Here is a 12,294-nt window from a genome sequence, read left to right as displayed (position 1 = left end):
CTTCCGGCGCTCTGGTTCGCGTGTTACACACGCCATGCGCATGTGCGCGATTGCAGAAAGCAAGGACGATGCTTATGAAACTGCAACTGGCCGCGATGGCCGCGTTGGTGATGGCAACGGCAACCCTGGCTCCGGTGGCGGACGCCAATGCCGGGGGACCGAAAGAAAATGTTTCGTGCGTGCCGGTGAAAGTGGACCACAACCGGGTCCACCAGCACTGCACGGAAACCTACACCGATGAATTCGGCAACGTGTACGAAGCCGAGTACTGGATCGACGAGTACGGCAACCCTTACCTGCGCGACTGAGCCGGCAGGGGACTGCGCCGGGCCGCCCGCCGGGCCGGCGCGCATGCAGCAGCTGCCACTCGGGCGCATGCTCTACCCGGGGGTAGTTGCACGACACCGCGCAGATGCGCGATTGCAGACACAAGGATGATGCCCATGAAACTGCACCTGGCCTCGATGGCCGCACTGGCCGTGGCCTTCGCTGGAATGATGTCGAGCGGCAACGCCAACGCCGGGGTAACCAGCCCACCCGGCAGCGTGACGCGCTGCGAACCGTTTGAAGTGGAGCGCTACCGCATCCACCAGCATTGCATCGTGACCATGCCCGATGCGGACGGCGAGATTTTCCTCACCGAGTACTGGATCGACGAATACGGCAACCCGTATCTGATGTAATCCTCATCGACAAGGAGTGTGGGAATGAGACTGCATAAAGGCGTATCGGCGTGTTCGCTTGCCACCGTGCTGGCCGTGCTGATGCTGGCCCCCGTCGCCACCACAACGGCTGCCGAGGTCATCGAGGTCCAGGAAGAGTGTGTGCCCTTCCGCATCGCTGGCAACGTGTTCCACCAGCGCTGCACGTCGTACGTGGTCTACGACGACGGCACCCGCGAAGTCACCAGTCATTACAACCGTGACGAGAACGGGATGATCTACGACCCCTGATCGCGCCCGCGCGATCCGCCGGGCGGGACCTTCACCGCCCGCCCGGCATCTTCCATCCGCCCATCCCGGCATATCGCCGACCCCACCGTCCATGGCATGCTTCATGAAACCGTTTTCATGGAATGGAGGGATTCCACGATGTTGTCGCGTTTCCGTCGCCCTGCGCTGTATGCGCTGCTGGCGCTTGCTCTGCCTGCCGTCGCCTGGGCTGCTGCGCCGGCGCCACTGAAAGTGATGTCGTTCAATGTCCGAACCCCGGCCGATACCGAACCGGGCAAGCGCTGGCCGGACCGTCGCGATGCCATGGTCAAGGTCATCCTCGATGCACACCCGACCGTGATCGGCACGCAGGAGCTGGTGAAGGAACAGGCCGACTTCCTGTCCGGGCATCTGCCCGGCTACCGCTGGTTCGGTGAAGGCCGCCGCGGTGGCAGCGGCGATGAACACATGGGCGTGTTCTACGACAGCAAGGTGCTGGCCATCGAGGAATCCGGCAACTTCTGGTTATCCGATACGCCCGAAGTACCCGGCAGCATCAGCTGGGGCAACCTGTACCCGCGCATGGTCACCTGGGCCCTGTTCCGGCGCCTGGACGATGGCCGCCGTTTCTACTTCATGAATACCCACCTGCCCTATCGCGACGAGGACGAACCGCGCAGGGTGAAGGGTGCCGAGCTGATCGGCAAGCGCCTGCAAGCCCTGCCTGCCGACCTACCGGTGGTCCTGACCGGTGACTTCAACAGCGAGCCCGGCGGTGACACCTACAAGGCATTCACCCGCCTGCTGCAGGACACACGCACGCAGGTGAATGCACCGCAGGGACCACGCCTGACCTTCCACGACTTCACCGGCAAGGCCACCGTGCAGCTGGACTGGGTGCTGGTGCGCGGCTTCCATGCCCGCAGTTTCCTCACCGATGACCGCCGCATCGACGGCGTGCTGCCGTCGGATCACTTCCCGCTGGTGGTCGAGCTGGACTGGCCGAAGCACTGAATCTCCGCGGCCGCCGTGGCTACCGCGGCTGCCGCGACAACAGCCGGTACAACGCCAGGTGCTGGTTGCGCGCCTGGCAGATGCGGGCGCCGACAGCAAGGAACACGGCAACGCCGATCAGGCCCAGCCCCAGCATCGGATCAGGCAGTCGCAGGAAACCGATCGCAGCGGCCATCGTCGCCAGCACCAGCAGCACAACGACCGCCACCGAAAGGCCCGCGCCGGGTGGCCCCGGGTCGCCAAACAGCATGCGCTGGGTATCCCGCCTGTCATCGCTCATCGTCTTTACTCCCTGGAATCTGCCCCCACTAGTTACACGGCGGACACGGCTTCCGGCAGAGTCAGAAACGTCACGACTGTGACAACGTCCACAGCACACACCGCGCTACCCTGCCCCCGTTCCCGAACTGTGGAGAAAGGCATGGCACACCAGAGCCGCCTGGCCGGTTTCATCATCGATTGCGAGGGCATTCCCGCCGACGAAGGTGCCCGCTTCTGGTCCGCCGCGCTCGGCCTGCAGGCGCAGCCCGCCTATGCCGAAGACGGCGCCGAGTACGCCGACCTGCAGGGCGCGCCCGCAGGCCTGAACGTGGAGGTGCAACGCGTCAATCACCCTTCACGGGTGCACCTGGACATCGAGAGTGACGACATCGACGCCGAGGCCGACCGCCTGGAGAAGCTCGGCGCGCGGCGGATAGGCTTCGTCAAGCGGTGGTGGGTGATGGAAGCACCGACCGGCCATCGCTTCTGCATCGTGCGCATGCGCGAGCGCGAGGTACCGGCCAATCGCTGGCCCTGAAAGAAGAAAGGGACGGAAGCCACTGCTTCCGTCCCCTGCGGTTACTGCACCTGCGCCACACTCGGCGGCTGCGGTGATTGACCCCAACCACCCAGCGCCTTGTACACGCCCACCACGCTGACGTTGACCTCGGACTCGGCCGCGGCCAACGCATCATCGGCTGCCAGCTGCGTACGCTGCGCATCCAGCAGGGTCAGAAAGTCCTCCGAGCCCTCGCGATAGCGGATCTGCGCCAGCGACTCGGCACGGCGTGCCGCCTGCGCCTGCTCGACCACGATCGCCAGCCGCGCCTGCTGCTTGGAATAGCGGGTCAGCGCGTTCTCGGTGTCTTCCAGTGCCAGCAGCACCGTCTGCTCATACTGTGCTGCCACGCCTTCGGCCTCGGCCTTGCTGGCACGCAGGCGTGCACGCACGGTGCCAAAATCGAAGGCCGCCCAGCTCAGCGACGGCGTCAGCGACCAGGCCTTGTTGTTGCCATTGACCAGGCCACTGGCATCGCCACCGAGGAAGCCGACGAAACCGGACAGCGACAGCCGCGGGAACAGATCCGCCGTGGCCACGCCCACCCGCGCGGTAGCGGCAGCAAGACGACGCTCGGCCACGCGCACGTCGGCGCGTTGGCGCAGCAGCTCGCGGGTATCGCCCAGCGGCAGCGCCTTGGCGAATGCCGGCACTTCGTGCGGCGCAAGCATGGCGGTCAGCGTTTCCGGACGCTGGCCCAGCAGAACGGCCAGACGGTTGCGCGACTGCGTTTCGGCCACTTCCAGCAGCGGAATGTCGGCCTCGATCGCCTTCAGCCGCGCACGACTGCTCTGCACGTCCAGCTCGCTGCCGGCGCCCAGCTCCCAGCGTGCCTCGGTCAGCTTCTGCGTCTCGCGCAGATTTACCAGGGTGTGCTGGGCCACGGCGATGCGCTTCTGTGTGCCGCGCAGCTCGAAGTAGTTGCGTGCCACTTCGGCGGCGATCAGTACCTGTGCGTCGGCCAGGTTGGCCTGCTCGGCGTCGAGGTCGGCACGCGCGGCTTCTGCAGCACGGCGCTTGCGGCCGAACAGATCCAGCTCCCAGCCCGCATCGAAGCCGAGCTGGTAGCTTTCACTGAACACCCGCTGCCCACCCAGCTGCGGATCGGGTTGCTTGCGGCGATCGTAGCTACCGCCCGCGGTAACGTGGGGCGCCTGGTCGAAGCGGCTTTCGACGAACACCGCGCGGGCCTGGCTGACGCGGGCCACGGCCACGCGCAGGTCCAGGTTGTCCGACAGTGCGCCGTGCACCAGCTCTTCCAGCACCGGATCATCGAACTGCGCCCACCAGCTGGCCACCGGCGAGGTGGTGCTGAACACCGGCTGCTGCGCACCCTGCAGCACCACCGGATCCTGCACCGGCGCCTTGTAGTTCGGGCCGACGCTGACACAGCCCGCCAGCACCAGGCTGGAGACGGCCATCGCCAACGTGCGGATCACCATGGCAGCACCTCGCCCAGGTAAGTGAAGCTGCCGTTCGGGCCTTCATGGCCGATCAGTGCCATCTGCACGCTGGAACGCGCGCCTTCGCTGATCTCAATCTCGCCGTGGCCGCCGTTCATATCGGTTTTCACGTAACCCGGATGCACGGTATTGACCTTGATCTGGGTGCTGCGCAGTTCATGCGCCAGCGCCAGCGTCCAGCTGTTCACCGCTGCCTTGGAGGCGTTGTACGCGGGGATCTTGAAATCGTAGATGCCCGAGGTCGGATCAGCGTGCAGGGTCTGCGAGCCGAGCATGCTCGAAACGTTGACGATGCGCCCGGACTTGGCCTGCCTGACCAGTGGCAGGAAGGCCTGGGTCACCGCAACCAGTGCGTACACGTTGGTGTCGAAAGTGCGCTTCCAGGTATCCAGCGACTGTTCGGACGGGGCTTGCGCCGGGTTCTCGATCATGATGCCGGCGTTGTTGACCAGGATGTCCAGGCGCCCATGGCGCTGGCGTACCTGCTCGACCGCTTCGGCGATGCTGGCGGCATCGGTCACGTCCAGCTGGATGGCTTCCACCGGCAGGCCCTCGGCCTGCAGCTTCAGCGCCTGCTCTACGGCGGTCTCGCGCTTGCGGCCGGCCAGCAACGTATGCACGCCGGCCTGGGCCAGCTGGCGCACGGTCTCGGCGCCGATGCCGCGGGTGGCGCCGGTGACCAGCGCGATCTTGTTCTGATGAGAGTTCATGGATTCTTGCCTCGTGAGGGGGAAGCCGCCGCCGGCCAGTGACCGGCGGCGACGGGGTTCCATGTCAGTGGTGGATGGTCGGCTCGCCGTGCTGCACCAGCTGGCCACCACCGTTGCGGGTGACGAACTTGCGCAGGGCCACGTAGAACACCGGGGTGAGGAACAGGCCGAACAGGGTCACGCCCAGCATGCCGGCGAACACGGTGATACCGGTCACCGAGCGCACCTCGGCACCTGCACCGTGCGACAGCACCAGCGGTACGGTGCCGGCGATGAACGCGATGGAGGTCATCACGATCGGGCGCAGGCGCAGGCGGCAGGCTTCCAGCGCAGCTTCAACGATACCCTTGCCGCCCATCTCCAGCTCTCTGGCAAATTCGACGATCAGGATCGCGTTCTTGCACGCCAGGCCCATCAGCACCACCAGGCCGACCTGCACGAACACGTTGTTGTCACCACCGGTCAGCCATACGCCGAACAGCGCGGACAGCAGGGTCATCGGCACGATCAGGATCACCGCCAGCGGCAGCGACCAGCTCTCGTACAGCGCGGCCAGCACCAGGAAGGCCAGCATGATCGCCACCGGGAACACGATGAAGGCGGCCTTGCCCTGGGTTGCCTGCTGGTAGCTCAGGTCGGTCCATTCGGTGGTCATGCCCACCGGCAGCACCTTGCCGGCGATCTCGGTCAGCTTGTTCATCGCCTCGGCCGAAGACAGCAGGCGCGGGTCGGCTTCACCGGCCAGATCCGCCGCCGGATAGCCATTGAAGCGCAGCACCGGGTCCGGGCCGAAGGTCTGCTTGATGGTGACCATCGAACCGATCGGCACCATCTCGCCGCGGTCATTGCGGGTACGCAGCTTGCCGATGTCCTCGACCGTTTCGCGGTACGGACCGTCCGCCTGCGCGATGACCTGCCAGGTACGGCCGAACTGGTTGAAGTCGTTGACGTAAGCCGAGCCGAGGTAGGTCTGCAGCGTGTCGAACAGTTCGGTGAGCTGCACGCCCTGTGCCTTGGCCTTGACGCGGTCGACCTCGGCATCCAGCTGCGGCACATTGGCCTGGTAGCTGGAAATCGGGAAGGCCATGCCCGGCGTCTGCGCAACGGTGCCCTGCATTGCCTGTACAGCATTCTGCAGCGCGCCGTAACCCAGGTTGCCACGGTCCTCGATGAACATCTGGTAGCCGTTGCCGTTGCCCAGGCCGAGGATCGGCGGCGGCATCATCGAGAAGGCGAAGCCTTCCTGCAGACCGGCGATCTTCTGGTTGATCTCGGCGTTGATCTGCGCGGCGGTACGGCCATGGCGCTCGGCGAACGGCTTGAGCGGAATGAACGCCACACCGGTGTTCGGCGTGTTGGTGAACTGCAGCGCGTTCAAACCCGGGAACGAGATGGTGTGGGCCACGCCATCGGTTTCCTGGGCGATCTTGGCGACCTTGCGCAGCATTTCATCGGTACGCGCGATCGACGAACCTTCCGGCAGCTTCACACCGGCAATCAGGTACAGCTTGTCCTGGGTCGGGATGAAGCCCGGCGGCACCAGCTTGAAGATCACACCGGTACCGACCAGCAGGATCGCGTAGACCACGAACACCGCACCACGACGGCCGAGGATGCGGGCCACGCCACGCTCGTACTTCTCCGAACTGGACTTGAAGAAGCGGTTGAACGGACGGAACACCCAGCCGAACAGGCGGTCGATCAAGCGGCTCGGGCCGTCCTTCGGCGCACCATGGGCCTTCAGCAGGCGCGCAGCCAGGGCCGGCGACAGGGTCAGCGAGTTGATCGCCGAGATCACCGTGGAGATGGCGATGGTGACCGCGAACTGCTTGTAGAACTGGCCAGTGACACCCGACAGGAAGGCCATCGGCACGAACACGGCACACAGCACCAGCGCGATCGCGATGATCGGGCCGGACACCTCACGCATGGCCTGGTGGGCCGCGGCGGTGGGCGACAGGCCTTCCTCGATGTTGCGCTCGACGTTCTCCACCACCACGATCGCGTCATCGACCACGATGCCGATCGCCAGCACCAGGCCGAACAGGCTCAGCGTGTTGATCGAGAAGCCCAGCAGGTACAGCGCGGCGAAAGTACCGACCACCGACACCGGCACCGCGATCAGCGGAATGATCGACGCACGCCAGGTCTGCAGGAACAGGATCACCACCAGCACCACCAGCGCGATGGCTTCCAGCAGCGTGGAGACCACGGCCTTGATCGAGTCGCGCACGAAGATGGTGGTGTCATACACGGCTTCGTACTTCACGTCGGCCGGCATGGTCTTCTGCATCTCGTCCATCGTCGAGATGACCTGGTCACGGATCTCCAGTGCATTGGCACCCGGCGACTGGAAGATACCGATACCCACCGCGTTCTTGCCGTCCAGCTGCGAACGCAGGGTGTAGTCACCGGCACCCAGTTCCAGGCGGGCCACATCGGCCAGGCGCACGATCTCGCCATCAACACCGCTCTTGAGCACGATGTCGCCGAATTCCTTTTCAGTCTTCAAGCGGCCCTGGGCATTGATCAGGGTCAGGAACTGGCTGTTCGGCAGCGGTTCGGCGCCGAGCTGGCCGGCCGAGACCTGCACGTTCTGCTCACGCATGGCGCGCACTACGTCACTGGCGGTCAGGCCGCGCGAGGCGACCTTGTCCGGGTCCAGCCAGGCGCGCATGGCGTAGTCACCACCACCGAAGATCTGCGCGTCACCCACGCCCGGAATACGCGCCAGCGCATCCTTGACGTGCAGACGGGCGTAGTTGCGCAGGTACAGGGTGTCGTACTTGCCGTTCGGCGAGGTCAGGTGCACCACCATCAGGAAGGTCGGTGACTGCTTCTGCGTGGTCACGCCCTGCCGGCGCACGTCCTCGGGCAGGCGCGCCTGCGCCTGCGCCACGCGGTTCTGCACCTTCACCGCCGCCGCATCCGGGTCGGTGCCCGGGCGGAAGGTGACGGTCATCTGCAGCACACCGTCCGAGCCGGCGACCGACTTCAGGTACATCATGCCTTCGACGCCGTTGATCGCCTCTTCAAGCGGCGTGGCGACAGTCTCGGCAATGACCTTGGGGTTGGCGCCCGGATACACCGTGCGCACGACCACCGACGGCGGCACCACTTCCGGGTACTCGCTGATCGGCAGGATTGGAATCGTGATCAGGCCTGCGGCGAAGATCACGATCGACAGCACCGCCGCGAAGATCGGCCTGTCGATGAAGAAACGGGAAAAGTCCATGGAGGAATTCCTGGGAAAGGCGTTCGGCGGGCAACAGCCTCCCCGCCCCTCGCCGAGATGACGAAGGCAGGGAAGGCTGCTGCTGGCGCCGGCAGCTAAGCGGGGACGCGGATCAGGAGACGGCGGATCAGTGGTTCAGCGCGGCGGTGGCATCGCGGCCCGGTGCCGGCGGCGCAGCCTGCGGCTGCATCGCCACGGCCTTGGCCTGCACCGGCATGCCCGGCATGAAGACCTTCTGCACGCCGTCGATGATCACCTTGTCGCCGGCGGCCAGGCCGTGCTCGACAATACGCAGGCCATCAGCGGTGCGACCGAGCTGGATGTCGCGGCGCTGGGCCTTGCCATCCTTGTCGACCACGTAGACATACTTGCGGTCCTGGTCGGTCAGAACGGCCTTCTCGTCGATCAGCAGGGCCTGGAACTGGCCGCTGCCGAGCAGCTGCACGCGGGCGAACAGGCCCGGCGTGAACTGGCGATCGGCGTTGTCCAGCAGCGCGCGGACGCGGATGGTACCGGTGCTGCGGGCGACCTGGTTGTCGAGGAAGTCGACCTTGCCCGAATGCGGGTAACCCTCTTCGCCGGACAGACCGACCTTCACCGGCAGATCGCTGTCACGCTCGCTCGGGCGTTCACCCTTGCGCGCCATCTGCGCATAGCGAAGGAAAGTGCTTTCATCGGCATCGAAGTAGACGAACACGGTGTCCAGCGAGACCAGCGTGGTCAGCACGCTGGCGCTGTCGCCGGCGGTGACCAGGTTGCCGGCGGTGACCATCGCGCGGCCGGCACGGCCGTCGATCGGCGCACGCACCTTGGTGAACTCCAGGTTGAGGCGGGCCGCATCCAGCGCAGCCTGGGCCGCCTGTACGGCGGCACCGGACTGGTCAGCCGCAGCGCGACGCTGCTCGGCCGTCTCGGTGGAAATGGCCTGCTGCTCGGACAAACGCTTGGCACGCTCGGATTCACTGCGGGCCAGCGTGGCCTGGGTGCGGGCGCGGGCCAGTTCGGCAGCGGCGCGATCGTACTCGGCCTGGTAACTGCGCGCGTCGATGGTGAAGAGCACTTCGCCCTTCTTCACTTCCTGGCCTTCGACGTAGTTGACCTTGTCGATGTAGCCGGACACGCGCGGGCGCAGTTCAACGCTCTGTACCGCTTCGACGCGGCCGCTGAACTCGTCCCACTGGCTGACCTGCTTGACCAGCACCGGTGCAGCACTGACCTGCGGCGGCGGCGGTGCACCGGCTTCTTCGGCGTGGCCGCCGCTGCAGGCCGCCAGCACGGCTGCGGCGAGGATCGACACGCCGACCATCGCGATGCGATGGCCGAAACGATGTGGGGTGGAATTGGGGGAAGTCATGGCATGCATCCGTACGGAGGGGTGGTACAGCTAGATGAGAACGTGTTGCAAAAACAGGCGGCGTATCCTGCGACCTCAACCATGGTCGAGGTCAAGCGACGCCTGCGGTATCGCGCCACAGGGGAGGAACGTCCAGGTGCAGCAGGCCGCGCGGCAGTTCGGCATCACTGCTGTCGCAGCGGACGATGGCGCGGTTGTCGCGGCAGCCGTCGAGCAGGGAGACCACGCGACGGCCGACCAGCAGTGAGCTGGGCCACTCGATGCAGGCATTGGCCGCGTTGGCCGGCGTACACACCGGGCTGCAGACTTCCAGCATCTGCGCGCGCACGCCCAATGCCTGGGCTTCCTGGTGCACCACCTGCGCGTACATGCGCAGCGCCGCAGTGGTGATCGAGGTTTCGCCGTAGCCCGCCCATGGCTTGGCATTGGCCGGGCTGCCGATCATCACGTAGCGGCGCGCATGCACGTTGTCCTGCAGCAGCGGCAGCAGATGACGCACTGCGTGCACGTGCGGCATCAGATCGGCCTGCATCGCGCCCAGCAGTTCATCGCCGTTGCGGTCAGTCACCCGGCCGCGACGGTAAGGGCCGCCCATTGCGGCGATCACTGCCGCCAGCGGACGCGGGCGATGCGCGATGCGCGATGCGTTCGGCCAGTGCGCGCGCCGAGCCGTCATCGCTGAGCGAACCCAGCAGCGTCTCCAGGCCCGGCTCATCGGCGAACTGCTCATGCAGTGCCGCCAGCCGGCCCGGGTCGCGACCGACCACCAGCACCGGGCTGCCGGCTTCCAGCAGTGCGCCAACCACGCCTTGGCCGACGGCACCGGTGCCGCCGAGGACCAGGACTTCGGGCGTCAGCATCCCATTCACGGGACATTTCCTCCCAAATCCGGGATAGTCCCGATTCGATGCAGCCGGTCGCCCTTGCGCGGGGCCAGGCGGATGGCACCGCCACGCTGCTGACGCATCGGCGCGGTAAACTCACGGAAGTCCTTGTGTACCAAGGAACTCGGGCGGACTTCAACGGTCATTGCCAGGTCCAGGGTGCTCTGGCCGGCGTTCCGGAGACGGGCAAGAATGTTGCGCAGGCTCATGGCGGACGGGCTCCAAATAACGAATGGCGCCACGATAGACCTCAAACCTTTACTTGATTAGTCCTGATTAAGGGGAATAATCATCCCGCTCCCGGTCCAATCGTTCTGTCACGATTGTCCCATCCCCGACGTCCAGGATCCCAGACCATGTCCCACGATCTCAACGAGACGCTGATCTTCGTCAAAGTGGTCGAGCAAGGCAGTTTCATTGCCGCTGCCAAATCGCTCGGCCTGCCCAAGACCACGGTCAGCCGCAAAGTGCAGGAGCTGGAAACGCGCCTGGGTGCGCGCCTGCTGCACCGGACCACCCGCCGCCTCGGCCTGACCGAAGCGGGTTCGATCTACCACGAACATTGCCAGCGCATCGCGCGCGAGCTGGAAGAAGCCGAGAGCGCGGTGAGCCAGCTGCAGTCCGGTCCGCGCGGCTGGCTGCGCTTCACCGTGCCCTACTCGATCGGCATCACCTGGATTGCGCCGCTGCTGGGCCAGTTCCATGCGCAGTATCCAGAGATCCGTCTGGACATGCATATGGGCAACGAGAAGCTGGACCTGATTGCAGGTGAGGCGGACCTGGCCCTGCGCGTGGGTGCCCTGCCCGATTCCAACCTGGTGGCACGCAAGCTGGGCAGCCTGCGCACGCAGGTGTTCGCCAGCCCGGCCTACATCGAACGCTATGGTGAGCCACTGCATCCGGAAGAGCTGCAGTTCCATCGCATCCTGGCGATGCGCAAGCCGTACCACACCGGCAACTCGCCGCGCTTCACCTGGCAGCTGGGCGAGAACGGCGGCGAGCTGCGTGACTTCCCGGTCACCCCGCTGATGACCGCCAACGACATGTCTGCGTTGAATGGTGCATTGGTGTGCGGCGAAGGCCTGCTGCTGACCGGCGACGTGATGGCCAAGCCGTTCGTCGAGTCGGGCATGGTACGCCGCGTGCTGGCCGGCTGGACTGGCCCGGAAGTGGACTTCAACGCCGTGTTCGCCGGTGGCCGCCTGGTCTCGCCGAAGGTGCGTGCATTCGTCGACTTCCTGGTCGAGAAGCTCAACTTCGACGCCAATTACATGCTGGCGCAGTGCCCGGGCGCGAAGCTGGCGCAGCAGCAGAAGGAAAAGGAAGACGCGGCGCTGGAAAGCAGCGGCAAGCGGATCCTGGAGAAGGTGGCCGCTTCGGCCGCATGACCGGAAGCATCCACGCATGGCGTGGATCTACCGGCATTCCGTAGAGTCGAGCTTGCTCGACTGCTCTTGCGCTTCAGTCGAGCAAGCTCGACTCTACGGGCGCTATCGGTGTGCCGAGCAACGCTCGGCACCCACAAAAATGCCGCCTGCAAGGGCGGCATTTTCGTTCCGGCTACGTGGCTTTCGGTAGATGCCGACCTTGGTCGGCGCCGTTCGGAAAAGCCGCGACCGGGAGCGCTATCGGTGTGCCGAGCAACGCTCGGCACCTACAGAAAATGCCGCCTGCAAGGGCGGCATTTTCGTTCCGGCGGCGTAGCTTTCGGTAGATGCCGACCTTGGTCGGCGCCGTTCGGAAAAGCCGCAACCGGGAGCGCTATCGGTGTGCCGAGCAACGCTCGGCACCTACAGAAAATGCCGCCTGCAAGGGCGGCATTTTCGTTCCGGCTACGTGGCTTTCGGTAGATGCCGACCTTGGTCGGCGCCGTTCGGAAAAG

General features: G+C 65.5%; 12 protein-coding genes and 1 pseudogene. 6 read left to right on the top strand and 7 right to left on the bottom strand.

Features of this window, described 5'->3' with window-relative positions; all coding sequences use genetic code 11:
- Positions 1-74: 74 nt before the first annotated feature.
- The 4 genes from ACZLHH_RS09100 (at position 75) to ACZLHH_RS09085 (ending at position 1,946) form a co-directional block, all read left to right on the top strand.
- Positions 75-308: a hypothetical protein gene (locus ACZLHH_RS09100; RefSeq protein ID WP_032128272.1), complete on the top strand. Its 234-nt coding sequence runs from the start codon at positions 75-77 to the stop codon at positions 306-308.
- A gap of 135 nt (positions 309-443) precedes the next feature.
- Positions 444-683 (top strand): hypothetical protein, encoded by a 240-nt coding sequence (locus ACZLHH_RS09095; RefSeq protein ID WP_317217777.1) that lies wholly within the window; start codon positions 444-446, stop codon positions 681-683.
- Positions 684-707: 24 nt separating this feature from the next.
- Positions 708-953, top strand: coding sequence for a hypothetical protein (locus ACZLHH_RS09090; protein ID WP_180844922.1), 246 nt, complete (start codon positions 708-710; stop codon positions 951-953).
- A 138-nt stretch (positions 954-1,091) separates the two neighbouring features.
- A complete protein-coding gene (locus ACZLHH_RS09085) occupies positions 1,092-1,946 on the top strand; it encodes an endonuclease/exonuclease/phosphatase family protein (protein ID WP_180844921.1) in 855 nt (284 codons plus the stop codon).
- 19 nt (positions 1,947-1,965) lie between these two features.
- On the opposite strand, the gene ACZLHH_RS09080 is transcribed toward ACZLHH_RS09085, so the two are convergent.
- Positions 1,966-2,226, bottom strand: a complete 261-nt coding sequence (locus ACZLHH_RS09080) for a hypothetical protein (RefSeq protein WP_180844920.1) — start codon at positions 2,224-2,226, stop codon at positions 1,966-1,968.
- Positions 2,227-2,367: 141 nt separating this feature from the next.
- Between ACZLHH_RS09080 and ACZLHH_RS09075 the strand changes: the two genes are divergently transcribed.
- Positions 2,368-2,745 carry a VOC family protein gene (locus tag ACZLHH_RS09075; protein WP_154263208.1) on the top strand — a complete coding sequence of 126 codons (378 nt, stop codon included), beginning with the start codon at positions 2,368-2,370 and terminating at the stop codon, positions 2,743-2,745.
- A 41-nt stretch (positions 2,746-2,786) separates the two neighbouring features.
- Here the strand turns inward: ACZLHH_RS09075 and ACZLHH_RS09070 are convergent, their stop codons facing one another.
- The 6 genes and pseudogenes from ACZLHH_RS09070 to ACZLHH_RS09045 form a co-directional block, all read right to left on the bottom strand.
- Positions 2,787-4,208 (bottom strand): efflux transporter outer membrane subunit, encoded by a 1,422-nt coding sequence (locus ACZLHH_RS09070; protein ID WP_180844919.1) that lies wholly within the window; start codon positions 4,206-4,208, stop codon positions 2,787-2,789.
- Positions 4,202-4,939: an SDR family oxidoreductase gene (locus tag ACZLHH_RS09065; protein WP_012510730.1), complete on the bottom strand. Its 738-nt coding sequence runs from the start codon at positions 4,937-4,939 to the stop codon at positions 4,202-4,204. The genes ACZLHH_RS09070 and ACZLHH_RS09065 overlap by 7 nt, the downstream gene beginning before the upstream one ends.
- A gap of 64 nt (positions 4,940-5,003) precedes the next feature.
- Positions 5,004-8,174, bottom strand: coding sequence for an efflux RND transporter permease subunit (locus tag ACZLHH_RS09060; protein WP_032128264.1), 3,171 nt, complete (start codon positions 8,172-8,174; stop codon positions 5,004-5,006).
- Positions 8,175-8,301: 127 nt separating this feature from the next.
- Positions 8,302-9,528: an efflux RND transporter periplasmic adaptor subunit gene (locus ACZLHH_RS09055; RefSeq protein WP_032128263.1), complete on the bottom strand. Its 1,227-nt coding sequence runs from the start codon at positions 9,526-9,528 to the stop codon at positions 8,302-8,304.
- Between the two features lie 91 nt (positions 9,529-9,619).
- Positions 9,620-10,397: pseudogene (locus ACZLHH_RS09050) on the bottom strand (SDR family NAD(P)-dependent oxidoreductase).
- The gene (locus ACZLHH_RS09045; RefSeq protein WP_180844918.1) at positions 10,394-10,621 is read right to left on the bottom strand and encodes a hypothetical protein; all 228 of its coding nucleotides are present in this window, start codon (positions 10,619-10,621) and stop codon (positions 10,394-10,396) included. Before ACZLHH_RS09045 ends, ACZLHH_RS09050 begins: the two are co-directional and overlap by 4 nt.
- A 147-nt stretch (positions 10,622-10,768) precedes the next feature.
- Between ACZLHH_RS09045 and ACZLHH_RS09040 the strand changes: the two genes are divergently transcribed.
- Positions 10,769-11,800, top strand: coding sequence for a LysR family transcriptional regulator (locus ACZLHH_RS09040; RefSeq protein WP_005409107.1), 1,032 nt, complete (start codon positions 10,769-10,771; stop codon positions 11,798-11,800).
- The last annotated feature ends 494 nt before the right edge of the window (positions 11,801-12,294 follow it).

This window comes from Stenotrophomonas sp. 28608_Sma, from assembly GCF_056486185.1.
The sequence above is the reverse complement of the archived record's forward strand: the minus strand, read 5'-3'. Positions and strand labels throughout refer to the sequence as shown.